Source organism: Neorhizobium sp. 05N33 (genome assembly GCF_056397445.1).
Map to the genome: position 1 here is coordinate 29,806 of NZ_JBFTNK010000003.1, position 25,376 is coordinate 55,181.

General features: G+C 63.1%; 21 protein-coding genes. 12 read left to right on the plus strand and 9 right to left on the minus strand.

The genetic code is table 11. From position 1 onward, the window contains the following. Positions 1 to 12 precede the first annotated feature (12 nt). Positions 13 to 1,083 (plus strand): ABC transporter ATP-binding protein, encoded by a 1,071-nt coding sequence (locus AC1DLT_RS08915; protein WP_477486510.1) that lies wholly within the window; start codon positions 13 to 15, stop codon positions 1,081 to 1,083. A 23-nt stretch (positions 1,084 to 1,106) separates the two neighbouring features. Here AC1DLT_RS08915 and AC1DLT_RS08920 read toward each other — a convergent pair whose 3' ends face one another. The 4 genes from AC1DLT_RS08920 to AC1DLT_RS08935 all read right to left on the minus strand — a co-directional run bounded on the left by AC1DLT_RS08920 (position 1,107) and on the right by AC1DLT_RS08935 (position 6,027). Continuing rightward, positions 1,107 to 1,727: a nucleoside triphosphate hydrolase gene (locus AC1DLT_RS08920; protein WP_477486511.1), complete on the minus strand. Its 621-nt coding sequence runs from the start codon at positions 1,725 to 1,727 to the stop codon at positions 1,107 to 1,109. A gap of 108 nt (positions 1,728 to 1,835) precedes the next feature. Further along, a complete protein-coding gene (locus AC1DLT_RS08925) occupies positions 1,836 to 4,148 on the minus strand; it encodes a xanthine dehydrogenase family protein molybdopterin-binding subunit (protein WP_477486512.1) in 2,313 nt (770 codons plus the stop codon). Positions 4,149 to 4,239: 91 nt separating this feature from the next. Further along, positions 4,240 to 5,235 (minus strand): MDR family oxidoreductase, encoded by a 996-nt coding sequence (locus AC1DLT_RS08930; RefSeq protein ID WP_477486513.1) that lies wholly within the window; start codon positions 5,233 to 5,235, stop codon positions 4,240 to 4,242. A gap of 33 nt (positions 5,236 to 5,268) precedes the next feature. Then, positions 5,269 to 6,027, minus strand: a complete 759-nt coding sequence (locus AC1DLT_RS08935; protein ID WP_477486514.1) for a FadR/GntR family transcriptional regulator — start codon at positions 6,025 to 6,027, stop codon at positions 5,269 to 5,271. A gap of 163 nt (positions 6,028 to 6,190) precedes the next feature. Here AC1DLT_RS08935 and AC1DLT_RS08940 point away from each other — a divergent pair, with 163 nt between their 5' ends. Genes AC1DLT_RS08940 through AC1DLT_RS08950 form a run of 3 tightly spaced genes read left to right on the plus strand, consistent with a single transcriptional unit; the run spans position 6,191 to position 12,154 of the window. Then, entirely contained in the window at positions 6,191 to 7,672 is a 1,482-nt protein-coding gene (locus AC1DLT_RS08940) for an FAD-binding oxidoreductase (RefSeq protein WP_477486515.1), read from the plus strand. Further along, entirely contained in the window at positions 7,673 to 11,149 is a 3,477-nt protein-coding gene (locus AC1DLT_RS08945; RefSeq protein ID WP_477486516.1) for an indolepyruvate ferredoxin oxidoreductase family protein, read from the plus strand. It begins immediately after the preceding gene. A gap of 27 nt (positions 11,150 to 11,176) precedes the next feature. Continuing rightward, positions 11,177 to 12,154 carry a nucleoside hydrolase gene (locus AC1DLT_RS08950; protein ID WP_477486517.1) on the plus strand — a complete coding sequence of 326 codons (978 nt, stop codon included), beginning with the start codon at positions 11,177 to 11,179 and terminating at the stop codon, positions 12,152 to 12,154. Here AC1DLT_RS08950 and AC1DLT_RS08955 read toward each other — a convergent pair whose 3' ends face one another. Genes AC1DLT_RS08955 through AC1DLT_RS08970 form a run of 4 tightly spaced genes read right to left on the minus strand, consistent with a single transcriptional unit; the run spans position 12,155 to position 17,208 of the window. Then, a complete protein-coding gene (locus AC1DLT_RS08955) occupies positions 12,155 to 14,224 on the minus strand; it encodes an acetate--CoA ligase family protein (protein WP_477486518.1) in 2,070 nt (689 codons plus the stop codon). Positions 14,225 to 14,282: 58 nt separating this feature from the next. Beyond that, positions 14,283 to 15,107, minus strand: coding sequence for an enoyl-CoA hydratase/isomerase family protein (locus AC1DLT_RS08960; protein ID WP_477486519.1), 825 nt, complete (start codon positions 15,105 to 15,107; stop codon positions 14,283 to 14,285). 23 nt (positions 15,108 to 15,130) lie between these two features. Further along, positions 15,131 to 16,060, minus strand: coding sequence for a pseudouridine-5'-phosphate glycosidase (locus tag AC1DLT_RS08965; RefSeq protein ID WP_477486520.1), 930 nt, complete (start codon positions 16,058 to 16,060; stop codon positions 15,131 to 15,133). Positions 16,061 to 16,098: 38 nt separating this feature from the next. Next, on the minus strand, positions 16,099 to 17,208 hold the full coding sequence (locus AC1DLT_RS08970; RefSeq protein WP_038545844.1) for a carbohydrate kinase: 1,110 nt from the start codon (positions 17,206 to 17,208) through the stop codon (positions 16,099 to 16,101). Positions 17,209 to 17,323: 115 nt separating this feature from the next. Here AC1DLT_RS08970 and AC1DLT_RS08975 point away from each other — a divergent pair, with 115 nt between their 5' ends. From AC1DLT_RS08975 to AC1DLT_RS08995, 5 genes are all read left to right on the plus strand, one after another. Then, positions 17,324 to 18,298, plus strand: coding sequence for an isopenicillin N synthase family dioxygenase (locus tag AC1DLT_RS08975; RefSeq protein ID WP_477486521.1), 975 nt, complete (start codon positions 17,324 to 17,326; stop codon positions 18,296 to 18,298). A gap of 81 nt (positions 18,299 to 18,379) precedes the next feature. Further along, positions 18,380 to 19,417: an ABC transporter substrate-binding protein gene (locus AC1DLT_RS08980; RefSeq protein ID WP_477486522.1), complete on the plus strand. Its 1,038-nt coding sequence runs from the start codon at positions 18,380 to 18,382 to the stop codon at positions 19,415 to 19,417. Positions 19,418 to 19,506: 89 nt separating this feature from the next. After that, the gene (locus AC1DLT_RS08985) at positions 19,507 to 20,550 is read left to right on the plus strand and encodes an ABC transporter ATP-binding protein (protein WP_477486523.1); all 1,044 of its coding nucleotides are present in this window, start codon (positions 19,507 to 19,509) and stop codon (positions 20,548 to 20,550) included. Then, complete coding sequence (locus AC1DLT_RS08990; protein ID WP_038545833.1) at positions 20,547 to 21,404, plus strand: ABC transporter permease; 858 nt, start codon at positions 20,547 to 20,549, stop codon at positions 21,402 to 21,404. The genes AC1DLT_RS08985 and AC1DLT_RS08990 overlap by 4 nt, the downstream gene beginning before the upstream one ends. A 4-nt stretch (positions 21,405 to 21,408) precedes the next feature. Beyond that, positions 21,409 to 22,191 carry an ABC transporter permease gene (locus tag AC1DLT_RS08995; protein WP_038545831.1) on the plus strand — a complete coding sequence of 261 codons (783 nt, stop codon included), beginning with the start codon at positions 21,409 to 21,411 and terminating at the stop codon, positions 22,189 to 22,191. Here AC1DLT_RS08995 and AC1DLT_RS09000 read toward each other — a convergent pair. Then, positions 22,188 to 23,333 carry a DSD1 family PLP-dependent enzyme gene (locus tag AC1DLT_RS09000; protein WP_038545828.1) on the minus strand — a complete coding sequence of 382 codons (1,146 nt, stop codon included), beginning with the start codon at positions 23,331 to 23,333 and terminating at the stop codon, positions 22,188 to 22,190. The genes AC1DLT_RS08995 and AC1DLT_RS09000 overlap by 4 nt on opposite strands. A 136-nt stretch (positions 23,334 to 23,469) precedes the next feature. Here AC1DLT_RS09000 and AC1DLT_RS09005 point away from each other — a divergent pair, with 136 nt between their 5' ends. The 3 genes from AC1DLT_RS09005 to AC1DLT_RS09015 all read left to right on the plus strand — a co-directional run bounded on the left by AC1DLT_RS09005 (position 23,470) and on the right by AC1DLT_RS09015 (position 25,361). Then, a complete protein-coding gene (locus AC1DLT_RS09005) occupies positions 23,470 to 24,081 on the plus strand; it encodes a LysE family translocator (protein ID WP_477486524.1) in 612 nt (203 codons plus the stop codon). A gap of 90 nt (positions 24,082 to 24,171) precedes the next feature. After that, entirely contained in the window at positions 24,172 to 24,537 is a 366-nt protein-coding gene (locus AC1DLT_RS09010; protein WP_477486525.1) for a nuclear transport factor 2 family protein, read from the plus strand. Next, positions 24,534 to 25,361: a helix-turn-helix domain-containing protein gene (locus AC1DLT_RS09015; RefSeq protein ID WP_477486526.1), complete on the plus strand. Its 828-nt coding sequence runs from the start codon at positions 24,534 to 24,536 to the stop codon at positions 25,359 to 25,361. Before AC1DLT_RS09010 ends, AC1DLT_RS09015 begins: the two co-directional genes overlap by 4 nt. The last annotated feature ends 15 nt before the right edge of the window (positions 25,362 to 25,376 follow it).

Sequence of the window (25,376 nt, forward strand, 5' to 3'; positions counted from 1 at the left end):
GGAGTAACTCGCATGGCATCCGTCGAACTCAGACAAGTCCGCAAGGCCTATGGGGCACTCCCGGTCATCCATGGCGTGTCGCTGGCGATCGAAGACGGCGAGTTCGTCGCTCTGGTCGGCCCTTCCGGCTGCGGAAAATCGACGCTGTTGCGGATGATTGCCGGGCTTGAGGAAATCACTGCCGGTGAGGTCATTATCGACAACGCGGTGGTCAACGAGCTGACCCCGCGCGAGCGCAACATCGCCATGGTGTTCCAGTCCTATGCGCTTTATCCGCATATGACGGTCGCCGAGAACATGGGCTTCAACCTGCGCCTTTCCGGCACCCCGAAGCCGGTGATTGCCGAACGCGTCGCCGAAGCCGCCCGCATGCTCGACCTGATGCCGCTTCTCGACCGCAAGCCGGCGCAACTTTCCGGCGGCCAGCGTCAGCGCGTCGCCATGGGCCGGGCGATCGTCCGCAACCCGGCCGTCTTCCTGTTCGACGAGCCGCTTTCCAATCTCGACGCCAAACTGCGTGTGCAGATGCGCGCCGAGATCAAGCAGCTGCACCAGAAGGTCGGGACGACGTCGATCTACGTCACCCACGACCAGATCGAGGCGATGACACTCGCCGACCGGATCGTCGTGCTGAACCAGGGAAAGGTGGAGCAGGAGGGCACGCCGATGGAACTTTACAAGAAGCCGGTCAACCTCTTCGTTGCCGCCTTCATCGGTTCTCCGGCGATGAACCTTCTCGACGGCACCGTGGACGGTGATGGCGGCGAACCGTCCGCGCGCCTTGGCGACGGAACCGCGATCCGCATCGCGCCGGATCGCAAGGTGAAGCGTGGCCAGGCGATCAAGGTCGGCTTGCGTCCGGAGCATCTGAGCCCCGGCGTCGGGGGTACTGCGCTTGCCGGGCAGACGTTGCTGGTCGAGCCGACCGGCGCACAGACCCATATCATCTTCGACCTCGCCGGCCACCCGGTCGTCGCCATCGTCGACGGCGAATATCCGGCCCGCTACGGCGCGCGATTTGAAGCCAACATCCCGGCCGAACAGGTGCATGTCTTCGACCGCGAAACGGGAGTGGCCCTCTAGTCCGGCATTGTCCGCAACAGGTGTCAGAAGCTTTCGAGCCTGATGTCGGCCGGCCGCGAGCGGGTGAGGATATAGCGGCCATTCGGCAGGTCATTGCCATCGAGTTTCCAGGCGATCGCGGCTTCATCAAGCCCATAATGGACCCAGCGTGCCCTGAGCCGCTCGCGGAGCACCTCTTCCGAGGGACCGACAAAAATGGTGAAGTCGAACATCTCGGCAAGTCGTGACCAGGGCGTTTCGTTGATCAGCAAATAATTGCCTTCCGCGAGCACGATATGAGTATCGGGCGAGATCGGGCGGGCCGAGGCGATGGCGATCTCGCGCGATCGATCGAAGACCGGCACCAGTACCTCCTCGTCTCCCTGCCGCACCGCCTTGAGGATGTCGGCAAAACCGCGAACATCGAAAGTCTGCGGTGCTCCCTTGCGGGGCAACAGGCCGCGGGCTTCCAGGATACCGTTATCCATGTGGAAGCCGTCCATCGGCAGGACTTCGGCCAGTTCGCCGCGCGCCAGCAGGGCTTCGTGCAGGGCATCGGCGAGCGTGGATTTTCCGCCGCCCGGCGGGCCGGCGACCGCAACGATGAAACGCCGGCTATCTTTGGCTCGGTTGATGACGGTGTTGGTGATGTCGTCCAGTGTCATTGCGTCGACGCCTTGCGTTCCATTTCGCTGAAAGGACTTCTAACGTCCCGCAAGGCGTACAGGCAATCCACGAACAGGATAGGCGAACAGCGCGCGCGGACCAGAGACTTATCGAGCGCCCTCCCTGGCTGCCTTGAGGGCCTCCCAGATCCTGGAGGGCGTTGCGGGCATATCAAAATCCTTGACGCCGGCAGACCGGAGCGCATCCAGGACGGCGTTCATCAGCGTCGGCAGCGCCCCTGTCGTGCCCGCTTCGCCGCCGCCCTTGACGCCGAGCACATTGGTGGGCGAGGGGGCCGGCAGGTCGAAGAACCGCGGCGTCGGCATGAAGTCGGCCCGCGGCATGAAATAATCCATGAAGCTGGCAGTCAGCATCTGGCCGCTGTCGCGATCATAAACGATATGCTCGCCAAACACCTGGCCCGCGCCTTGGGCAAGACCGCCATGCATCTGGCCTTCGAGAAGCGTGTGATTGATGACGTGGCCGGCATCGTCGACGCCGATGTAGGAGGTGACTTTCGTGTCGCCGGTATTGGGGTCGATCTCCACTTCGGCGACATGCACGCCGCCGGGGAAATTGCGCTCCGGCTGGATCGACGCCAGCGTGTTGAGCGCATTGCCCTCCGGCGTGACGTTGCGGGCGGCGAGTTCCAGGAGCGAGATCGACATGTTGGTGCCGGCCACCTTGTAATGGCCGTGATCGAACTCGATATCGGTTTCGGACGCTTCTAGAGTCTCAGCGGCCAACTTCAGGCCCTTCTTCACCACCTCGCGGGAGGTGATCGTCAGCGAGACACCGTGGGAGGCCATGGTCCGCGATCCCATCGTGCCGGCGCCCTTGAGCTTGTGGGGCGCATGGACGCTGTTGGCGCGCAGGTTGATCAGGTTCTCGTCGATGCCCAGTTCCCTGGCGACCAACCGTGGCAGCACAGTCTCGTGGCCCTGGCCCGCGGAACCGGACAGCGTGTAGAGCGTCAGCGTGCCGTGCGCCTCGAAGCGGATCTCGGTTTCTTCCGGCATATGGCCGCCGCCGGACGGTTCGACGAAGACGCCCATGCCGATGCCGCGCAGATGGCCGCGTTTCTCGGACTGTTTCCGGCGGGCTTCGAAACCGTTCCAATCGGAAACCGATACGGCCTCTTCCAGCATCGCGACATAGCCGCCGCTGTCGTAGACCGTGGTCGGTGTCGTGTAGGGATAGGCGTCGTCGGGGATCAGGTTTTTCCGGCGGATTTCGATCCGGTCCATGCCGAGATCGGTGGCGGCCTGATCCACCAGCCGCTCGACGAAATAGTTGATATCCGGACGGCCCGCGCCGCGATAGGCGGCGATCGGCGAGGTATTGGTGAAGGCGAGGCGGTTGAGCCCGAAGATAGCGGGAATGCGGTAGCAGCCGGTGCCGGTCAGCATCGGGTTCAGCACGTTGATCAAGGCTCCGGCCGGCGAATGGTAGGCGCCGAGATCGCAGACGACGTTCATCCTTATGCCGAGGAATTCGCCGGCTTCGCTGAGCGCCATCTCCCCGGTGAACCGGACGGCGCGGCCGTGATAATCGGCAAGGAAGCTTTCGGTGCGGCTGGCGGTCCAGCGTACCGGTCGACAGAGCTTCTTTGCGGCAAGCATGATCGCCGCATATTCCGGATAGGGTGCGCCACGGATGCCGAAGCTGCCGCCGACATCGCCCATGTGGTGCCGCACCTTTTCCGGCGGATGGCCGGTGAAGCGGGCAAGACCATCGGCAAGGCCCGTGCCCTGGCTGGCGGAATAGACGTCGAAGATCTCCGTCTCGGCGTCGTACGCCGCCATGAAGGATTTGAGTTCGAGGGGGTTGGCGGCGACGCGCTGCGACTCGACCGTCAGCGTCGAGATATGCGCGGCCTTGGCGAAGGCTTCATCGGCTGTCGCCCTGTCGCCGAAACCGTGCAGGAAAACGAGGTTGCCCGGCACCTCGTCGAAAAGCTGCGGCGCGCCGTTTTCCAGCGCAGCCTCCGGGTCGACGATCGCCGGCAGGTCCTCGTAGTCGACCGCGATCAGCTCGACCGCATCTGCAGCCGCTTCGGCACTGTCGGCCACGACCATGGCAACCGGTTCGCCGACGAAACGGACGCGGTCGGTCGACAGAGCATAGCGATGTGGTGCCTTGATCTTCATGCCATCAACGCCGGGGAAGGACACCAGCGGCCCGGGGGCGATCAGGTTCGCTTCGAGCGCATCCTTGCCGGTCAGCACGATATGGACGCCCGGTGCGGCGAGCGCGGCCTCGACATCGATCGAAACGATGCGCGCATGCGGCTGGTCGGCTCTCAAGAATGCTGCGTAGAGCTGGTTATCCAGCACCTTGTCTGCGGTATATGCGCCCTGGCCGGTAACAAGTCTTATGTCTTCCCGGCGACCGGTGAAGACCTCGTGATCACTGCTCAAAACCACTCTCCCACGCCATGCAATTTTCTGCCGGAGATATCTCTACCGCCTCTGGCCCGCGAATGGAAAGCCGCCTCTGGTATACCTTTTTCTACTTCGTCACGTCGATCACCACACGCCCGCGGATTTTCCCCGCAATAATATCCTCGGCGAGTTGCGGCAGGTTGGACATCGGTTCCGTCGTGGTGATTTCCGAAAGCTTGGCGGGATCGAGATCGCGGGCGAGCCGCGCCCATGCCGACAGCCGCTGTTCGCGGGTGGCGATGACGCTGTCGACGCCGATCAGCGTCACGGCGCGCAGGATATGGGGCAGGACGGTTCCCGGAAGGTCGGCGCCGCCGGCAAGGCCGCAGGCGGCGATGGCGCAGCCGCGCATCGTCTGGGAAAGCGCGTTGACGAGCGTGGTCGAACCAACGCTGTCGACGCCGCCGGTCCAGCGCTCCTTCTGCAGCGGGCCGCCTTTTTCACCAAGCACGGCGCGATCGATGAAGTTGGAAGCTCCGAGCGAGGCGAGGTAATCGTGCGTTTCCGGACGGCCGGTGGAGGCGGTGACGTTGTAGCCACGGGCTGCCAGCAGCGCGATTGCCACCGAGCCGACGCCACCGGCGGCACCCGTCACCAGCACTTCGCCCTCACCGGGCTTGATCGAATCCCATTTTTCCAGCGCATCGACGCAGAGCGCTGCGGTATAACCTGCGGTGCCGATTGCCATCGCCTGTTCCATCGAAAAAGCATCAGGCAGGCGGATCAGCCATTCCGGCTTGACGCGCTGGTAGCGGCCGAAGGCGCCCCATTCGGTTTCGGAAAGGCCCCAGCCGTTCAGCACGACCTTGTCGCCGGTCTTCCATTCCGGCGAGCGGGATTCGACGACGGTGCCGGAGAGGTCGATGCCGCCGATCATTGGCATGCGGCGGGCGATACGGCCTTTGCCGGAGATCGCCAGCCCGTCCTTGTAGTTCAACGTCGAATAGGCGATCTCGACCAGCACGTCATTATCGGGCAGATCGGCGATCGAGATCTCTCTGAAGGCGCCTTTCGGCTTGCCGTCGACGGCATCGATCACCATGGCGGTGAAGGTCTCGGTCATGTCTCTCTCCCGATATCGTGGCGATGTTGGTTTTTAAGCGGAGGCCTGTGCAGTGGCGTCCCGCCTGGCACGCGCGTCGAGCACGGCGGAATAACTTTCGCGCACATAGGCGAGCAGCCGCGCCAGCGCATCGGCGGCCCTGGCATCCTCGCGACTGCGCACCGCGTCGACGATTTCCTGGTGCAGCGAGGCGACGTGGCGGCGTTCGCGGACCCGGAAGACGATCATGTTTGTGATCGGAATGAAGGCCTCGATGACGGTGTACATCATCAGTTTCAGCGGGCCGTTGCCGGTCGATTCCACCAGTGCTCTATGGAAACGCACGTCCGAAGCGCAGAAATCCTCGTCGCTAACAGCCTCGTCGAGCTGTACCGCGATCTCCGCTTCCATCGCAGCGAGATCGGCTTCGCTGCGGTTTGCGGCGGCCAGCCGGCAGCAGACGGCTTCCGTCTCGAGCCTGGCGGTGATGATCTCTTCGATGTCGAAGGCGCCGATGCCGACCAGCAGGGTGGCGGCGCCGGTAATCGCCTTGGAAAGACCTTCCGGATCCGGCCGCTTGACGAAATTGCCGCCGGTTGGGCCGCGTTTGGAATGAATGAGATTTTGGGCGGCGAGGCGTTTCAAGGCCTCCCGCACCGTCGGGCGGGAAATGCCGAAACTTCGGGCAAGTTCTTCCTCGGTCGGCAGGCGTTCGTCGATCTTCAGCCGGCCGTCCATTATCGCCGAGCGGATGTTGTCGGACACTTGCCTGGCGATGCCCGTGCGGACAACCTCGTCGTATTTGAGGATCATGTCATCCTTCCCCGCGTATCCTGATCCGCATATTCCTGGGACCAGTCTCCTGGCTATAGTGATGCCATGGGAGCGGTGAAAAGGCTACTGCTTTTTAAATATAGGTTTGACAAATAGGGGAATGGGAATAACCTCGCCCCCAAGAAACAAGGGGAATGAGAGAATGGGCGCAATCGCATTCGGCGATGCTGGAGCGCAGGGTAGCGAAGCAGGCATCGCGGAGGAGAGCACCTTGTCCTTCGATCGCGTGGCCCATCTTCTCTCCAGCCTCGAAAGCCGGCTTGACGCCGCTGCGATCCTCACCGGCGATGCGATTTCGGATGGTTATGCCGCCGATGCGACGGCTCGAGGTGCACGACCTGCGGCCGTTCTGCGTCCGCGCAATACCGAAGACGTTTCCGCCATTCTTTCCGCCGCCAACGAACTCCGCCAGCCGATCGTCGTGCAGGGCGGCCGCACCGGGCTATCCGGTTCCTCCAGGCCGGTCGAGGGCGAAGTCTCCATCTCGCTGGAACGGATGACCGGCATCGAGTCGACCGACGTCGCGGCCCAGACGATGATCGTCAAGGCTGGCACGCCGCTGCAAGTCGTGCAGCAGGCGGCAAGCGATGTCGGCCTGTTCTTCGGCGTCGATATCGGTGCGCGCGGCACGGCTACGGTCGGCGGCAATATCGGCACCAATGCCGGCGGCATCCGGGTTCTGCGTTACGGCATGTATCGGGCGCAGGTCATGGGGCTGGAAGCGGTGCTGCCGGACGGAACGATCCTCTCCTCGCTGAAGGGCCTGCCCAAGGACAATTCCGGCTACGACCTCAACCCGCTGTTCATCGGCACCGAAGGCACGATCGGGATCGTCACCCGCGCCTGCCTGAAACTGCATCCGAAACCGCAGATCGAGCGCAACGCCTTCATCGCCCTGCCATCGCTGAAGGCGGCGCAGGATCTGCTGGCGCGGCTGCGGGTCGAACTCTCCGGCCTCATCTCTGCCTTCGAGGCAATCTTTCCGAATGTCTACGAAGGCACCGTCGACTACATGGGGATCCGTCCTCCCGTCGAAAAAGGGGCGGGCATGTATGCGATGGTCGAAATCCACGGCCAAGCGCCGGATCAGGACAACGAACATTTCGAGGCGGCGCTTGCCGCTGCGTTGGAGGATGGGCTTGCCACGGACGTGGTACTCTCCAACTCATTGCGCGAGTTCAACGGGCTGTGGGGCATTCGCGACGGCATCAATGACTACCTGTTCGGCAATGGAGTGACGATCGGCTTCGATATTTCCGTGCCGCTTTCCCGCATGCAGGAATTCCTCGACAGGGCAGCGCTCGCCGTCGACGAGATTGATCCGGATGCGCGCACCTATATTTTCGGCCATCTGGGCGACGGCAACCTGCATTACTGCATGTTCAGCCATCATGAGAAAAAGGTCGCCGAAGCGATATTTTCTGGCATCGAGGCGGTCGGCGGCGGGGTTTCCGCCGAACACGGGATCGGCACCGACAAGGTGAAATACCTGAAATACGCCCGCAGCGAAGCCGAGATCGCCACGATGCGCCGGCTGAAGACTGCCTTCGACCCGAATTACATTCTCAACCGCGGCCGGGTCTTCGAGGCGCCGGTGTCTTTGCAGCAGGCGGAGCGGGTCTAGATGTCAATCCATACCGCGCCGGATATGAACCTCTCGGATAGCAAGGTCAGCCTCGACGACCGTTATACGCTGGAAAAGGGCCGTATCCTGGTGTCGGGCACACAGGCGCTGGTGCGCCTGCCGATGATTCAGCGTGAGCGGGATCTGGCGCGGGGGCTCAATACGGCCGGTTATGTTTCTGGCTACCGCGGTTCGCCGCTTGCCGGTTTCGACCGCGAGATGGCGCGCGCGAAAAAGTTTCTCGATGCCGCGCATGTAAAATTCCATCCGGGTCTCAACGAGGACATGGCGGCGACCGCCGTGTGGGGCACGCAGCAGACCGGCATGTTTGAGGGCTCACGATACGACGGCGTGTTCGGCATGTGGTACGGCAAGGGGCCGGGCGTCGACCGCAGCATGGATGTGATCCGCCACGCCAATGCGATCGGCACCAACCCGAACGGCGGCGTGCTGCTGCTGGTCGGTGACGACCACGGCGCCGTTTCCTCGACGCTGCCGCACCAGAGCGAGCACAACCTGATTTCGGCCATGGTGCCGCTGCTGTCGCCGGCCGGCGTCGGCGAATATATCGAATACGGCCTGCTCGGTTTTGCGATGAGCCGCTATTCCGGCGCCTGGATCGGCTTCAAATGCCAGACCGAGATCGTCGAATGTTCGGCGACCGTCGATCTCGATCCGGAGAGGCCGCAGATCGTTTTCCCCGACGAGACCTTCGCGCCGGATGGCCTGTCGCTGCGCTGGCCGGACGGGCCGCATGCGATGGAGCTGCGGCTCGAGCGCAAGATGCTCGCCGTTCAGGCTTTTGCCCGCGCCAACAGGCTGGACCGTGCCATCTGGGGGGCCACGGGCCGGGCTCGTCTCGGGATCGTCTCGACCGGCAAGTCCTGGCTCGACCTTCTGGGCGCTCTGGCGCTGCTCGGCATCAACGAAGCCCGCGCGGCGGAACTTGGTATCGCGCTCTACAAGGTCGGGATGGTCTGGCCGCTGGAGCCGCAGGGGATCGCGGATTTCGCCTCCCGCGTCGACGAACTACTCGTGGTCGAGGAGAAACGCTCGATCCTCGAAGACCAGATCAAGACACAGCTCTTCAACCTGACCACAGAGCGGCGTCCCCGCGTGTTCGGCAAGGCCGGTGAGAACGGCGCGACGCTGCTGCAGGCGATCGGCGAGATCGGCACATTGTCGGTCGCCAAGGCCATCCTTTCCCGGCTCGATTATCTCGACGAGGCACTGCAGGCCAAGGCGCGGTTCATCGAAGAAATGTCGATCGCCATGGGCGTCGAGGCGACCGCCCTGAAGCGCGAAGCCTATTTCTGCTCCGGCTGTCCGCACAGCGTCTCGACCCGCCTGCCGGAGGGAAGCCGCGCCTCGACCGGCATCGGCTGCCACATGATGATCATCGGCAACGAGGACCGCAACACCTCGACCTTCACCCAGATGGGTGGCGAGGGCGGTTCTTGGATCGGCCTGTCGCCCTTCACCGACGAGAAGCACATCTTCGTCAACATGGGTGACGGCACCTATTTCCATTCCGGCCTGCTCGCCATTCGCGCCGGGATCGCGGCACGAGTCAACGCCACCTACAAGATCCTCTATAACGACGCGGTCGCCATGACCGGTGGCCAGAAGCATGACGGCGACGTTACCGTGCCTGGTATTGTCGGGCAGATGTTGGCGGAAGGTGCGGCGCGCGTCGTGGTGGTCGCCGAGCGGCCGGAGGTCTGGCAGGGTAATCTGCCGCGTCAGGTTTCCATCCATCACCGCGACGAACTCGACGCCGTGCAGCGCGAGCTGCGCGATATTCCTGGCGTCACCGTGCTGGTCTACGATCAGGTCTGCGCCGCGGAAAAGCGCCGCCGCCGCAAGCGCGGCGCCTATCCGGTCTCGGACAAGCGCGCCTTCATCAACGAGCTGGTCTGCGAAGGCTGCGGCGACTGTTCCGCCGTTTCCAACTGCATCTCGATCGAGCCGCAGGAAACCGAATTCGGCCGCAAGCGCCGCATCAACCAGTCGAGCTGCAATACCGATCTTTCCTGTATCAAGGGCTTCTGTCCGAGCTTCGTCACCGTCGAGGGCGGCAGCATTCGCAAACCGGCGGCGAAGTCGAAGGGGGTGAAGACCGAAGACCTACCGCTGCCCACTTTCACAGCGACTTTCGAGACGCCCTACAGCATGCTGCTCGCCGGCATCGGCGGCACCGGCGTCATCACGGTCAGCGCCATTCTAGCTCAAGCGGCGCTTCTTGATGGTCTGGCTCTGGTAACGCTCGACCAGACCGGCCTTGCCCAGAAGAACGGTTCGGTCGTCTCGCATATCCGGCTGGCGAAGGACCCGGCGCAGATCAATGCCGTGCGGGTCGGCCCCGGTGAAAGCGACCTCGTGCTCGGCTTCGATATCGTTGTCGCCGCGCAGAAGAATTCGCTCGCCTCGTTTGCGAAGAACAAGACGCGCGCTGTCATCGACGACCATTTCGCGCCGACGGCATCCTTCGTGAAGGATACGACGATCGATTTCCGTCAGGAGGCGACGCTGAAGTCTCTGCGCCGTGCCGCAGGTGAAGATGCCGTCGAGACGGTCGCCGCGACGGATATGGCAACCGCGCTGCTGGGCGACGCGATTGCTGCGAACATGTTCCTGCTGGGTCATGCCTGGCAGCGCGGGCTGGTGCCGATCAGCCTTGCCGCGATCGACAGGGCGATCGAGCTCAACGGCACCGGCATTGCCATGAACCGCGCCGCCTTCGGCTGGGGGCGTCGGGCGGCGGTGGATGTGGAGGCCGTTGCGCGTGCGGCGGGCCTCACCAAGTCGGAGCCGAAGGCCGAGACGCTGGAAGAAATCGTCGCGCGTCGCACCGCCTTCCTCACGGGCTACCAGAATGCGGCCTATGCGGCGCGTTATGCCGCTCTCGTGGATGTCGTGAAATCAGCCGAGGCGCAGCTGCGCGGCATGACCGGTTTTGCCGAGGCGGTGGCGAAAAACGCCTTCAAGCTGATGGCCTACAAGGACGAATACGAGGTCGCCCGGCTGCATCGGGACCGGAGCTTTGAAAAGAAGCTTGCCGAGCAGTTCGAAGGTGATTTCAAGATCAAGCATCATCTTGCGCCGCCGATGATCGCCAAGATCGACCAGCGCACCGGCCATCCGGCCAAGATCGCCTTTGGCGCTTGGATCCGCCCCGTCTTCGGGGTTCTGGAAAAACTGAAATTCCTGCGCGGCACGTCCTTCGATCCCTTTGGCCGCACGGCCGAGCGGCGGATGGAACGGCAGCTGATCGCGGACTATTTCGGTCTGGTGACCGAGCTTTCCGCCGGGCTCGATACCGCCAATCATGCGCTTGCCGTCGAGCTTGCCGGCCTGCCGGACATGGTTCGTGGTTTCGGCCATGTCAAACTGGCCGCCGTCCAGCGCTATGAAAAGCGCAAAACCGATCTCCTTGCGAAATGGCGGGCGAGGGAGCCGCTCGTCCATGTCGCGTAACAGTCATCGTTCCTGAGAGTTTTCCGTATGGCAGAAAAGATCATCATCGACACCGATCCCGGCCAGGACGACGCGCTGGCCATTCTGCTGGCGCTCGCCAGTCCGGAAATCGAAGTGCTGGGGATCGTCGCAGCCGCCGGCAACGTGCCGTTGTCGCTGACGACGAAGAACATCCGCAAGATCTGCGAACTGGCCGGCCGTCCCGACATCAAGGTATTCGCCGGCTGCAGCCAACCGATGACCGGGCCGCTTGTCACCGCCGAACACGTGCATGGTGCGACCGGGCTCGATGGCGCCGACCTGCCCGAGCCGACCATGCCGCTTCAGGAACAGCATGGTGTCGATTTCATCATCGAGACGCTGTTGAGCGAGCCGGAAGGCACCGTGACCGTCTGCACGCTCGGCCCGCTCACCGACCTCGGCAAGGCGCTGACCCGGACGCCTGAGATCGCCGGCCGTATCAGGCAAATCGTGCTGATGGGCGGCGGATTGTTCGAAGGCGGCAACATCACGCCGGCCGCGGAATTCAACATCTATGTCGATCCGCCGGCAGCTGCCGTGGTGTTTGGCTCAGGCGCGCCGATCGTGATGATGCCGCTCGACGTCACCCACAAGACGCTGACAAGCCGCGCCCGCGTTGCCGCGATCCAGGCGATCGGCACACCGCTTTCTGACGCCGTGGTCGGGTGGCTCGATTATTTCGAGCGCTTCGACGTGGCGAAATATGGCAGCGACGGCGGGCCGCTGCACGATCCGAACGTGATTGCCTATCTCGTAAAGCCGGAGCTTTATTCCGGCCGGCTCTGCAATGTGGAGATCGAGACGGAGTCGGAACTCACCAAGGGCATGACGGTCGCCGACTGGTGGGGCGTTTCCGGCCGGCCGAAGAACGCGATGTTCATGCGCGACGTCGATGCCGACGGTTTTTATGCGTTGCTGACCGAGCGGCTGGCATGGTTCGGACGCGCGGAGAATGCGGCTCCGCCGAAGCTGCGGCTGGTCTGATCAGCCGCCCTTTCGTGGGATGATCAGCGCGTCGAGGATGCGCACGCCTTTGCCCTCGGGCAAGACCGCTACCGGATTGAGATCGATAGCTTCGATATCGTCCCCGTATTGCGCAGCGAACTCGGAGAGCCTGACCAGCAGATCGGCGAGCGCCCTGCGATCCGCCTTCGGCGCGCCGCGATAGCCTTCCAGCAGCGATGCCAGTTTCGTTTCGCCGATCATTGCATCAGCGCGGACAAGGTCGATCGGCAGGAGGTCGAAGGCGCTGTCCTTCACCAATTCCACCAGCACCCCGCCGATGCCGACCACGAGGCCGAAACCGAAGGGTTCGTGGCGCACGAGTCCGACCAGTGCCTCGACGCCGCCCGTCACCATTTCCTGTACCGACACGCCGCGCAGATCCGCATTCGGGGCGTAGGCACGGGCGCCTGCGATGATGGCGTCGAAGGCGGCGCGAGCTTCGCTCTCCAAGCCGATGCCGAGCTTCACGCCGCCGGCTTCGGTCTTGTGCAGGATATCCGGCGACTCGATCTTCATGACGACCGGGAAGCCAAGTTTCCGAGCTGCTTCCGCGGCGGCGTCGGCGCTGGTGACGAGTTGTTCGCGGGGGACCGGCAGGCCCTCGGCGCCAAGCAGTTGCTTGGCCTCTCGCTCGGTCAAAATGCCGGTGGGGAGATTTTTCTTTGTCGTGGTTATCTTGCCGGACCAGGAGACGAGGCGGCTTTGAGTGATCAGGCTGCGGACGGCTGCCAGCGCGCTTTTCGTACCGCGCAGCACCGGCACCGTCGAAAGCTTGGCCTCGACATCCGGGTGATGGCCGGAGGAGAGGTTGCTCATGAATACGACCGGCACCTTGCCCGTCCCGGCATAATCGGAAACCGCTTCGGCGATGCCGAGATATTCGGAAGCGCAGAAATCGTCGAGGCCAACGGGTGCGTCCTGCGTGGCGACGATCAGGCCGACCGAAGCATCGTCGGCGAGCGCGTGCAGGACATCGCGGTAGATCTTGCCGTCCGCGAAGACGACGCCAGTCGTGTCGAGCGGGTTCTGGGGTGTGGCAAAGGGCGGCAGCAGGGCCTTTATCCGTGCGACCGCTCCGGGGTGCAGGTCGGGCAAGAAAATGCCGACCTCATCTGCGATATCCGAAACATGCGCGACGCCGCCGCCGGAGACGCCGACGATGGCGACGCCGGGCTTGGAGGGCCGGTCCTTCAGGTCCAGGCAGAGCGTCGCCGTTTCCATGAAGCCGTCCATGTCCGGCACTTCGATAATGCCGGTCCTGCGGAAGAAGGCGCGGTAGGCGTCGTTGCTGCCGGCGAGCGAACCGGTATGGGCGGCGGTCGCCTGGGCGCCGCGTTCGGATCGGCCGGCGCGAAGGGCGATCACCGGCTTGTTGGCCGCATGCATCTTCTCCATCGCGGCCGCGAGTTTCTCCGGCTCGCGGATGGCTTCGAGGACGATGCCAACGACACTGGTTTGGTCATCCGTCGCCAGGAATTCGAGATAGTCGGGAATGTCGGTCGCGGCGCTGTTGCCGGAGGAGACGATGTGGCTGAGGCCGAACCGGCCGGTATTGCCGAGCGCGATCGCACTGGCGCCGGAATGGGAGAGGATGGCGAAGCGGCCCTTTTCGAGATTGGTCGAGAGGCTGGAGGAATAGAGGGCGGCGCCGGAGCCAAGGTTGAAGAGGCCAAGGCAGTTCGGGCCGCAGATCGCCATGCCGTAGCGCTCCGCGATCTCGACCAGTTGCCGCTGGCGCTCGCGGCCGGCCTCGTCGAGTTCCGCGAAACCGGAGGCCAGCACGACCGCCGCCTTGACGCCGGTGCTGCCGGCCTCTTCGAGGGCCGCAATCACCTTGTCGGCGGCGATCCCGATCACCGCGACATCGGGTGCATTGGTCAGCGCCGAGAGGGAGGGCGAGGCGGGAAGCCCGAAGATCGTCCCGGCCTTCGGATGCACCGGGATGATCTGTCCCTGATAGCCGAAGCGTATCAGGTTCTTCATCACGTAGCTGGAGGAGGCATCGGCGCGCTCAGTGGCGCCGACGACTGCGACGGAGCGTGGCGCCATCAAGGCTCGCATCGCTGCTTTTGGGTCCATGGGCGTGTTGGCCGCCATGGCCAAAACCTCAGTCGAGGCCCTTGAAGGGGTCGTCACGGAAGGCGAGATATTCCTTCAGCGACATCTTGGCGAGATTTGCCATCCACTCGCGGCCCTGCCGGGTGACGTGGAGGGCGGCAATCGCTTCGATATTGTACTGGAACGACGGCATCAGCCCGGCGACCATCTGCTGGTTGTTGATCGAGGCCTTGGTGTATCTCAGCGCCGGCACCGGCATGCGGGCAAGCTTGCGAGCGAGGTTCTCGGTCTTTTCCTTGAGCTGGTCGGCCGGCACCACCTTGTTGATCAGGTGCATCCGCAGCGCCTCTTGCGCATCCACCATGTCGCCGGTGAACATCAGCCAGCGCACGTCGCGGGTGGCGAGCAGCCAGGGCATCATCAGCGCCGGCGGGCCGGAATTGTGGCGCACTTCCGGTTCGCCGAACTTGGCGTTGTCGGCAGCGATCGCCAGATCGCAGCACATCATCAGCTCAAGTGCGCCTGCAAGGGCGTAACCGTTGACCGAGGCGATAACCGGGATCGGGGCGCGCCAGATGTTGAGCAGCGCCTCGGCATTTTCCGACATGTCTTCGCGCCAGAAATCGATGTCGACATCGAAATCGCCGCCCTGGAGGTCGTAGCCGGAGGAGAAGGCGCGCCCGGTGCCGGTGATGACGAGCGCATTGACGTCCGGATCGGCGGCGGCTGCGGCAACCGCCGCGTCGATCTCGCGGATCACCGTCTTGTTCATCGCGTTCATCTTGTCAGGGCGATTGATGGTGATCGTCGCGAACTTGTCGGTCAAATCCTTCTCGTAAAGGATCGTCTCGTAGCCGTTCATTTGCTGGTTCATGGGCAGTTCCCCTTGTTCTTGAACTATTTGCCGGCCTTCTTCAGCGCCGCGTAGGCGACGGCCATCTTCGCGGCGAGACGCGCGTTGTTCCTCACCAGTTCGATATTGGCCTTGAGGCTCTCGCCCTTGGAAAGCTCGTTGATACGGGCGAGCAGGAAAGGCGTCAGCTCCTTGCGGCCAATGCCGCGCTCTTCCGCCTCGCGCACGGCGTCCGAGATCGTGCCGTCGATGAATTCCGGTGTCAGGGCTGCCGTTTCCGGGATCGGGTTGGCGATCAAGAGACCTGTGCCGGTGCCGAGCTGGTGGTGCAGATACATGGCCCTGGCAATCTCTTCGGCCGTATCGAGCCGGTGGTCGGCCTTGAAACCGCTCTTGCGGGTGAAAAAGGCCGGGAAATCGTCAGTGCCGTAAGCGATGATCGGAACTCGCTGGGTTTCGAGATATTCCAGCGTCTTGGCGATATCGAGGATCGACTTGACGCCGGCGCAGACGACCGCGGTTTTGGTGCGGCCGAGCTCAGTCAGGTCGGCGGAGATGTCGAAGGTCTGTTCGGCGCCGCGGTGTACACCGCCGACGCCGCCGGTCGCGAAAATGTCGATGCCGGCGAGATCGGCCATCAGCATGGTGGCGGAAACCGTCGTGCCGGCAGACTGGCCGCGTACCATGGCGACGGCGAGGTCGCGGCCGGATGCCTTCACAACGCCCTTGGCCTGGGCCAGTTCTTCCAGTTCGCTATGTTCGAGGCCGACGCGCAGCTCGCCGTTGACGACGGCGATTGTCGCCGGGATCGCGCCGTTCTCGCGGATCACCGCCTCGACGCCGAGTGCGGTTTCGAGATTGGCCGGGTAGGGCATGCCATGGGTGATGATCGTCGATTCCAGCGCCACGACCGGGCCGCCGGCTGCGATCGTTTCGGCCACTTCACGGCTCAGCTTCGGTTTGATGAGGGCCATTTTCGGTATTCCTTAAATCGTTTTCGGCCAGCCGAAGGTCAGCCGGCCAATCGGTGCATATTGGCTTCCAGGAAGCGTTCGGACAGGTCCGTATGGACGCTTGCGGTGCTTTCGGTGGTCAGCGTGCCGAGCAGCGCACCGGTGCGGGCTGCATTGTAGGTGTCCTCGCCGTGCAGGATCCGGTGCAGCGTGCCGGCGATCATCGCATCCCCTGCGCCGGTGATATCGACCGGCCGGGCATGGACTGCCGGGAAGGTGCGGGCGCCCTCGGTGCCGGCGATCGCAATGCCGCGCGGACCCATGGTGACGACCGCTTCGCGCGCACCGGCCGCCTGCAGGGCAAGCGCTGCGTCCTTGGCGTCGTCGATCGTCTCGTGCGCATGGCGCCCGAGGACCGCGTTTGCTTCGTCAATGTTCATGAACAGCAGATCGACGCCGGTGAGATCTTTCGGCAGGCGCGCGGCCTTGGGCGTCGAGACGGCGTCAATCGCCAGCCGGAAACGGGCGCCCTGGCGCTTGGCGATGAGGGCGGCCAGCGTTTCGGCAGGCAGGTTGCAGTCGGAAAACACCCAGCTTGCAGCGGCGAGATGTGGCCAGATGCGCTCGATATGGCTCGGCAGCAGCAAGTCGAAAATGCTCATGTCGGCAATGCCGAGCACAAGATCGCCCTTGGTGTCGAGGATAGCGGCATATTCCGCCGTCGGGCGCTCAGTGGTGGTGATGATCTGGCTGACATCGATGCCGCGATCGCGCATGTGCTTCACCACCGCCCGGCCGCCTTCGTCGTCGCCGACGATCGACACGAAACTGGTTGTGGTGCCGAGAAGGGCGAGGTTTTCAGCGACGTTGCGGGCAACGCCGCCGAGGCTGCGGACGCCGTCGACCGGGTTCGAAGTCTCGAAGACGAATTCCTGCTTGGCGCGGTATTTGCGGTCGAGCACGGCGCCGCCGATGCAGACTGCGCGGGTTTCGGCGGGCATCACATACCCGCGGCCGAGGATGTAACCCTTCTGCATCAACTGGACGATGTGGGCAGCGACCGTCGATCGCGCCAGCCCGAGCATGGTGGCGATCTCCTGCTGGCCCGCGAACGGGTTGTCCTTGATGATTGCCAGGACGGCCGCTTCCTGTGGCGCAAGGTCATCCATGTTTCGTCGATCGTCCTTGGGTCGAGAACCGCATTGCAACTTCGTTCATTTTGATATGGACAACAACAGATGTTTTTGTCAACATCTGTTTGTCAGATGTGAATTGGAGGAAGGCATGTCCTTAACGAGCGCCAATCCTGCGTCATCCCATGATGCCGCTCCCGGCATTCCGGTGGTGGATGTCGGCCCCTTCATCCGCAACGAGGCAGGCGCTGCCGCCGTCGTGAAGACGATCGAAACGGCCTGCCGCGACACGGGCTTCTTTCTCGTGACCGGCCATGGTGTTTCGCCCGAGGTGACGTCGAGGCTCTACAATCTCGCCCGCGCCTTCTTTGATTACCCGCAGGACTGGAAGAAGACCCAGGGCCGCGGCGCCGGCGTTATGGGCGGCGTCGCCTTTTCGCCGATCGCCGAAGAGGCGCTTGCAGCCACGCTCGGCATCAAGACGCCCGGCGACTACAAGGAAAGCCTGAATTTTGGCGAGAACCTTCCCGGCGACACTTGGCCGGACAGGCCGGACGGACTGGAGCAGGCGTTCCGCGATTATTTCAAGGAAATGGAAACCCTCGCCAAGCACATGCGGCGCATCTTCTGCCAGGCGATCGGGCTCGACCAGGACTATTTCGAACCTTCCTTCGAAAACCATCTCTCGGCGTTGCGCGTCATCAACTATCCGGAACAGGACGAATCGCCGCTGCCGGGCCAGATGCGTGCCGGCGTGCATACCGACTACGGCTTCATGACGATCCTGCGCTCGGAGGCCTCGGCCGGTGGGCTGCAGGTGCGCAACCGCAACGGCGACTGGCTGGACGCGCCGTCGATCGAGGGCGCCTATGTGATCAACATCGCCGATGCCTTCATGCGCTGGACGAATGACGAATGGGTCTCGACGCCGCACCGCGTTGCCAATCCACCGACCGGTTTCAAGGGTACTGCCCGCCGTCAATCGATCCCGTTCTTCCTCAATCCGTCGAAGGATACGGTGATCGAGTGCCTGGCCCCGTTCGTAAAGGGTGGTGCCAAATATGAGCCGATCACGTATGGCGACTATATCGACCTGAAGACGAAGCAGGCTTTTTCGAAAGGCTGATCACCGACCAATTTCGTGCGCAGAAGCGGAGAACCGCCGGCACAGCAAGGTCTCGAAAGACCGCAACAAGGGGAACTGAACATGATGGATTTGACAAGGCGGCAAACGCTTGCCGGAATGAGTGCGCTCACTGCGGCGGGACTTTTTGGCCTTCCGGCGCGGGCGCAGCAGAAGACGTTGGTCGTGCCGACGCTCGGCGGGGTGTGGGAACAGTACTGGCGTTCGACCGTCGGTCCCGCCTTCACCAAGCAGACCGGCGTCGCAGTGACGCTCGACGTCGGCAACGGCCGTGTCTGGGGCGCCAACCTGCGTGCGGCGGGCGCTGCCAAGCCGCCCTATTCAATGGTGATGACCAACGAGGTTTTTGCCTCCGGCCTGCGCAAGGAAGGCTTTTTCGAAAAGCTCGACCTCACCAAGCTGCCGAACTACGCCGACCTCTATCCGCTCGCCAAGAAGACCGATGGCTGGGGTGCGATCGGCGCCGTTTCGCCGATCGGCATCGGCTACCGCACGGACCTCGTGAAGACCAAGCCGAAGTCCTGGAAGGATCTCTGGAACAATCCGGAGTTCAAGGGCAAAATCGGCCTCTACAACTTCGCCAACAGCGCCGGCAAGATGGAATTGCTGCTGTTTTCGAAGATCTTCGGCAAGGACCAGTATGATGTCGATGCCGGTTTCGCGGCTCTCCAGAAGCTCGGCTCGGTGATCCAGGTGGACTTCAACATGTCGACGGGCCTTGCCTCCGGCGAAATTGTCGTCGCACCCTTCGACTTCGGCGAGATCGCTCGCCTGCGCCGCCAGGGCCTGCCGGTCGACTGCATCATCCCGGAGGAAGGGATGTTCATGTTCGACCAGACCATCAACATCCTTGCCAATGCTCCGGAAAAGGAACTGGCCTACCAGTACGCCAATTTCCTGCTGTCGCCGGAAGTGCAGGGGATGATGATGAAGGAGTTCTTCATCTCGCCGACCAATTCCAAGGTGATCGTGCCGGCCGATCTCAAGGTCGACGTGCCGGTTTCCGGCGCGGACATGGACAAGATCCTCACCTGGGACTGGAACTTCGTCAACGAAAAGCAGGGCGAGCTCGCCGAACGCTGGGCGAAGACCATCAAGTGATTTCCCCAACTGCGATCATGGCCTGCCATGAGGGCAGGCCATGATCGGCTTTTTCGGGGTCCGGCTCTTCAAATGGAAAGTGGAATTTCATGACAGAGGTTAGCATCGAAAAGCTGACCAAGGACTATGGGCAGGGTCCCGCGGTCAACAGCATTTCGATCAGGATAGCCGAGGGCGAGTTCATCTCGCTGCTCGGACCTTCCGGTTGCGGCAAGACGACGACGCTGAAGATGATCGCCGGTTTCGAGGATGCGACCGAAGGCGCAATCCGCTTCGACGGGCGCGACGTGGTGCATGTGCCGGTCGAAAAGCGCGATATCGGCATGGTCTTCCAGAACTATGCCCTCTTTCCGCATATGACGGTCGAAAAGAACCTCGCATTCGGGCTCGAGATGCGGAAGCTTCCAAAGGACGAGATCCGCACCCGCATCGCCAAGGTGCTGGATATGGTGCAGCTTACCGGTTATTCGGAGCGTTATCCGCGCCAGCTTTCCGGCGGCCAGCAGCAGCGCGTGGCGCTTGCGCGCGCTTTGGTCATCGAGCCGAAGATCCTGCTGCTCGACGAACCGCTCGCCAATCTCGACGCCAAGCTGCGCGAGGAGATGCGTGTCTTCATCCGCGATCTGCAGCGCCGCGTCGGTATTACCACGGTCTACGTCACCCACGACCAGGCCGAGGCGATGACCATGTCCGACCGGGTCGTCGTGATGTTCGGCGGCCGCATCGCCCAGATCGGCACGCCATCGGATATCTACGAGCGGCCCGCCAATCTGGAAGTCGCCGAGTTCGTCGGGCAGGTGAATATCATTCGCGGCAAGGTCGGCAACCGCGTCGTATCGACTGCCTTCGGCGACGTGCCGGTCAGCGGAGATTTCGCCGATGGTGCCGAGCTGATGCTGGCTCTGCGTCCGGAAGCGGTCGAGCTGCTGCCGATTAATTCGGGTGCGACCGGCGCGCCGGCAAAGGTTCTCTCCAGCTATTATTCCGGCAGTCTCGTCGACTACCGGCTGGAGCTTGCGACCGGCGCTGTCGTCAACGTCCAGACGTTTCCACGCACCCGGTTTGCCGATGGCGAACAAGTGCTGGTGCATGCGCCGTCCGATCGCTTCTGGCCGCTAGGGACCGTGGCATGATTGTCCCGCCCAGGAAAAGGTTCGGACCGCTGCTGCTGATCGCGCCTGCCGCGATCCTGCTCGGCGTGTTCCTCGTGCTGCCCTATCTCAATATCGTCGTCATGAGCTTCCGTATGCCGGGGCAGGGCACGCCCTATGGGCCGGGCTTCACGCTTGGCAATTACGGCAAGTTCTTCTCGGACTTCTTCTATGTCCAACAGGTGATCAACACGCTGTGGATCGGCTTCCTGACGACCTTCATCTGCCTGGTTCTCGGTTATCCCGTCGCCTGGCAGCTGGCGCGCGGCGCTTCGACCTTTCGCGCGCTGGGTTATGCGCTGGTGCTCTCGCCGCTGCTCGTCGGCATCGTCATCCGCAGTTATGGCTGGACGATCCTGCTCGGCAATAACGGCATCATCAACCGCACCCTGACTGGCTGGGGGCTGATCGATGGACCGCTGCCGCTGATGTACAATGCGCTCGGCATCATCATCGCGCTGGTGCATGTCTTTCTGCCCTTCATGATCCTGCCGATCATGAGTGCCATCCAGGGCATCGATCCGTCGCTCGAAGCGGCGGCCCGGTCGCTGGGGGCGTCGAAGGTCACCTCCTTCCGGCGCATCACCCTGCCGCTGTCACTGCCGGGTATCCAGGCCGGCTGCATCCTCGTCTTCGTCCTGTCGCTCAGCGCCTATGTGACGCCGTCGCTGATCGGCGGCTTGCGCGTGAAAACCATGGCGGTGACGGTGGTGGATGCGCTGATCGACACGTTCCAGTGGCCGTTCGGTTCGGCGCTGGCGCTGATGCTGTCGGTGACCGGTGCGATCTTCGTCGTCATCTTCGGACGGCTGACCGTCATGAAATGGAAGGCATAGAGACATGTCGAAACCGTTTTTCACCGTCTATTGCCTGATCATCTACGCTTTCCTGCTGGCGCCGATCGCGGTCGTGGTGATCGCTTCCTTCAATGCCGGGGCCTTCCTTACCTTCCCGCCGCAGGGGCTTTCCTTCCGCTGGTATCTGGTGTTCTTCAACAACGAGGTGTTCATGCGGGCGATCCGCACCTCGCTATGGATCGCGACGCTGACCATGGTGATTTCCGGCATCATCGGCACGATGGCGGCGATGTTCTACGTGACCCATGCCGGCAAGCTCAAGGAAACGGTGCGGGTCGCCATGCTGGCGCCGCTGCTGCTGCCGGAAGTGCTGACGGCGATCTCACTGCTGTTCTTCGTCTATTCGGTCGGGCTCGGCACGCAGAACCTGGTCGGCATGATCGTCGGTCACGTGCTGATCACGCTGCCCTTCGTGTTCATCAACGTCTCGGCCTCGATGGAAAGCTATGATCCGGCATGGAGCCTTGCGGCGCAGAGCCTCGGGGCAGGGCGGTTCACCCGTTTCCGGCGGATCATGCTGCCGCTGATCAAGCCGGGCGTCATCGGCGGCTGCCTGTTCGCCTTCATCATCTCGTTCGACGTCTTCACCATCTCCTTCATGCTGAAGGGCGTCGGCATGTCGACGCTGCCGATCCAGCTGTTCGATTACCTGCGAACCAACTTCACCCCGGAAGCGGCGGCCGTCTCGACCTGCTCGATCGTGCTGACGATGGCGGTGGTGGTCATCTCGGAAAAGGTGCTGGGCCTGCGCATCCACCGTTTCTAGTAGAGCTTGCCTCGGGCGGTGACCGGCCAGAGCGCCTCGACACGGCCGTTGCGGACGCAGACATACCAGTCGTAGAGATTGCAGGTCGGGTCGCAATGGCCCGGCACGAGGCGCAGACGATCGTTGAGCTTCAGCGTATCCTGCGGGTCTTCGATCTTGCCGTGTTCGTCCGAAGCGCTGGCGAACTTGAGAGCGGGTCGTTCGAACACCGTCGGCAGGCCGCTGTCGATCGAGTGTGCCTTGAGGCCCGCATCGCAGATGGCGCGGCCGGAGGCAGGCTTGCTCATGATCGAGGTCAGCACGAACAGCGCGTGTTCGAAACCGCCGATCGTGCCATTGCCTTCGGTCGAGCGGACGCGGGAGTAATCCTCATCCATGAAGATGTAGGAACCAGGCTGGATTTCGTTATAAACGCCGGAGGCACCTTCGAGATCGTGGGTGCCTGTTCCCGCCCCGGTGATGATCTTCGGCTCCAGCCCCGCATCGCGCAGCAGGCCCGCCGTCTCTCGCGCCATGTCGATCGCCTTGTCGATCGCGGCGCGGCGCTCCACCGGATCGTAGATATGCTGGGCGCTGCCGTGATAGGCCTGGATGCCGGCGAAGGCGAGGCTCGGCGCGGCGGCGACCGTCTTTGCGAGTTCGACGGCTGGCTCGCCGGGCAACACGCCGCAGCGGCGCGCGCCGCAATCGATCTCCACCAGGACGTCGAGCGTGACGCCATGCAGGGCCGCCGCTTCCGAAAGTGTCGCAACGACGGCGGGATCGTCGACGCACACGGAGACACGGGCGCTCCTTGCGAGCCGCGCCAGCCGGTCGATCTTCTTCGGATCGGCCACCTCGTTGGCGACGAGCACGTCGGTGACGCCGCCGCGCACCAGCGCTTCCGCTTCGGATACTTTCTGGCAGCAGATGCCGACGGCGCCGCCGTTGGCGATCTGGTAGAGCGCGACATCCGCGGACTTGTGGGTCTTGGCATGCGGGCGAAGCCGCACCCCCATCGTCCCGGCGTGATCCTTCATCCGCGCGACATTCCGCTCGAAGGCATCGAGATCGATAATCAGCGCCGGCGTCTGGATGTCGGCGATCGTGTCGCCGATGGCGGCCGGTACGTCATAGCCGATGTCGATGTCGTCGTAGGTCATGAGGTCGAGTCCGCAATCAGATGGCGCGACGATAGGTTCGCCGCCGCATCCAGGCAATCGCTCGCCTGCAATTTCATTCAAGATCGGTGCATCGCTCTTCGGTAGCTGTGGGAAAACATCTTGAGAGGATCGCCCCATGAGCCCGGAATTCCTGATTACCTCCTTTATCGTCGTCGCATCGCCCGGTACCGGCGTGCTCATCACGCTCGCCGCCGGCCTGTCGCGAGGCGCGCGAGCAAGCCTCGTTGCCGCGCTCGGCTGTACGCTCGGCATCCTGCCGCACATGATTGCGGCGGTCTCGGGCCTTGCGGCGCTGCTGCATGCCAGCGCATTGGCCTTCGAAATCATCAAATATCTTGGTGTCGCCTATCTGCTGTTCATGGCCTGGCAGGTTCTGAAGGAAAAGGGGGCGCTGACGGTGGAGGCGGACAAGACGCCGAAATCCGTTGGCCAAGTCATCGTCTCGGCTATCCTTGCCAATCTGCTCAACCCGAAACTGTCGATCTTCTTCTTCGCTTTCCTGCCGCAGTTCGTCGCCCATGACGAAGCCGCGCCGGTTCTGCGGATGACCGAACTCAGCCTCGTCTTCATGCTGATGACCTTCGGCGTCTTCGTCGTCTACGGCCTGTTTGCCGCCTCGGTTCGGAACCACGTCATCTCGCGGCCGAATATTCTTGCCTGGATGCGCCGTATCTTCGCTGGCGCCTTCGTGGTGCTCGGCGCGAGACTTGCGCTTTCGGCGCGATAGTTATTACCTGCCGCGTAATTGAGACGATGCAGCCGCTCCGGCATGTTCGCTCTGCCTGCAACCAGCAGGGCGATCTCAAGGAGAAATGACATGACCGATGCGAACACCAATGCCGAACGTTATCTCGCCATCTGGAACGAGACGGATGCCGTTCGCCGCAAGGCGATGATCGCCGAGACCTGGGCGGAAGACGGGCTTTACGTCGATCCGCTGATGCGTGGCGAAGGCCATGAGGGTGTCGATCGCCTGGTTGAAGGCGTCCAGGCGCGGTTTCCGGGTTTCCGCTTCACGTTGCTCGGTACGCCCGACGGTTACGACGACAACCTGCGCTTTTCCTGGGGGCTCGGCCCCGTGGATGGCGAGGCGCTGATCAAGGGCACGGATTTCGCCGTCCTGGAAAACGGCCGGCTGAAGTCGGTCTGCGGTTTCCTCGATCAGGTTCCCGCTGCCGCATGACGACTCTCGCACCCGCCCGCCCCCTCGGTGATTTCCTGCGCGAATGGCGCCGCCGCCGGCGCATGAGCCAGCTTGATCTGGCGCTGGAGGCTGAAATCTCGCAGCGTCATCTGAGCTTCCTCGAAAGCGGGCGGGCGGCCCCCAGCCGCGACATGCTGCTGCATCTCGCGGAGCGGCTTGAGGTGCCGCTCCGCGAGCGCAATCCGATGCTGCTCGCCGCCGGTTTTGCGCCGGTGTTTGCCGAGCGCAAGCTGGACGATCCGGCACTCCAGCCGGCGCGGCGGGCGATCGATATGGTGCTGAAGGGCCACGAGCCGTTCCCGGCACTGGCGGTCGACCGGCACTGGACCCTGGTGGCCGCCAATGCCGCGGTGGCGCCGCTACTTGCGGATGTCGGCGACCGGTCGCTGATCGAGGGTCCGGTCAACGTGCTGCGGCTCAGCCTGCATCCGCAGGGCCTTGCGCCTCACATTGCCAATCTTTTCGAGTGGCGCAGTCACCTGCTCGAACGGCTCCGCCAGCAGATCGCCGCGACCGGTGACCGCGTTCTCAGGGCATTGCTGGAAGAGCTTTCCGGCTATCCGGTGCCGGAAGATACGCCGAAAGCGGCGGCGAAACATGACTATGCGGGTATCGCCGTGCCGATGGATCTGCGGACTGAGGCGGGGCTGTTATCCTTCATCTCGACGACGACGGTTTTCGGAACCCCGGTCGATGTGACGCTGTCGGAACTGGCGGTCGAATCCTTCTTTCCCGCCAATGACGAAACGGCCCGGCTTCTGCGCCAGATGGCAGAGGCCGGGCCGTCGAAGAGCGACAGTTAAAGCTGAGCTTCGATC

Bases quoted from the DNA above. Each gene is read 5' to 3' on its own strand.
- AC1DLT_RS09005 (WP_477486524.1), top strand. From the start codon at position 23,470: ATGAGCCCGGAATTCCTGATTACCTCCTTTATCGTCGTCGCATCGCCC.
- AC1DLT_RS08950 (WP_477486517.1), top strand. From the start codon at position 11,177: ATGGCAGAAAAGATCATCATCGACACCGATCCCGGCCAGGACGACGCG.
- AC1DLT_RS08985 (WP_477486523.1), top strand. From the start codon at position 19,507: ATGACAGAGGTTAGCATCGAAAAGCTGACCAAGGACTATGGGCAGGGT.
- AC1DLT_RS08970 (WP_038545844.1), bottom strand. From the start codon at position 17,208: ATGGATGACCTTGCGCCACAGGAAGCGGCCGTCCTGGCAATCATCAAG.
- AC1DLT_RS08980 (WP_477486522.1), top strand. From the start codon at position 18,380: ATGATGGATTTGACAAGGCGGCAAACGCTTGCCGGAATGAGTGCGCTC.
- AC1DLT_RS08940 (WP_477486515.1), top strand. From the start codon at position 6,191: ATGGGCGCAATCGCATTCGGCGATGCTGGAGCGCAGGGTAGCGAAGCA.
- AC1DLT_RS08995 (WP_038545831.1), top strand. From the start codon at position 21,409: ATGTCGAAACCGTTTTTCACCGTCTATTGCCTGATCATCTACGCTTTC.
- AC1DLT_RS09015 (WP_477486526.1), top strand. From the start codon at position 24,534: ATGACGACTCTCGCACCCGCCCGCCCCCTCGGTGATTTCCTGCGCGAA.
- AC1DLT_RS08915 (WP_477486510.1), top strand. From the start codon at position 13: ATGGCATCCGTCGAACTCAGACAAGTCCGCAAGGCCTATGGGGCACTC.
- AC1DLT_RS08990 (WP_038545833.1), top strand. From the start codon at position 20,547: ATGATTGTCCCGCCCAGGAAAAGGTTCGGACCGCTGCTGCTGATCGCG.
- AC1DLT_RS08945 (WP_477486516.1), top strand. From the start codon at position 7,673: ATGTCAATCCATACCGCGCCGGATATGAACCTCTCGGATAGCAAGGTC.
- AC1DLT_RS08975 (WP_477486521.1), top strand. From the start codon at position 17,324: ATGTCCTTAACGAGCGCCAATCCTGCGTCATCCCATGATGCCGCTCCC.
- AC1DLT_RS08955 (WP_477486518.1), bottom strand. From the start codon at position 14,224: ATGGCGCCACGCTCCGTCGCAGTCGTCGGCGCCACTGAGCGCGCCGAT.
- AC1DLT_RS08920 (WP_477486511.1), bottom strand. From the start codon at position 1,727: ATGACACTGGACGACATCACCAACACCGTCATCAACCGAGCCAAAGAT.
- AC1DLT_RS09010 (WP_477486525.1), top strand. From the start codon at position 24,172: ATGACCGATGCGAACACCAATGCCGAACGTTATCTCGCCATCTGGAAC.
- AC1DLT_RS09000 (WP_038545828.1), bottom strand. From the start codon at position 23,333: ATGACCTACGACGACATCGACATCGGCTATGACGTACCGGCCGCCATC.
- AC1DLT_RS08960 (WP_477486519.1), bottom strand. From the start codon at position 15,107: ATGAACCAGCAAATGAACGGCTACGAGACGATCCTTTACGAGAAGGAT.
- AC1DLT_RS08935 (WP_477486514.1), bottom strand. From the start codon at position 6,027: ATGATCCTCAAATACGACGAGGTTGTCCGCACGGGCATCGCCAGGCAA.
- AC1DLT_RS08930 (WP_477486513.1), bottom strand. From the start codon at position 5,235: ATGACCGAGACCTTCACCGCCATGGTGATCGATGCCGTCGACGGCAAG.
- AC1DLT_RS08965 (WP_477486520.1), bottom strand. From the start codon at position 16,060: ATGGCCCTCATCAAACCGAAGCTGAGCCGTGAAGTGGCCGAAACGATC.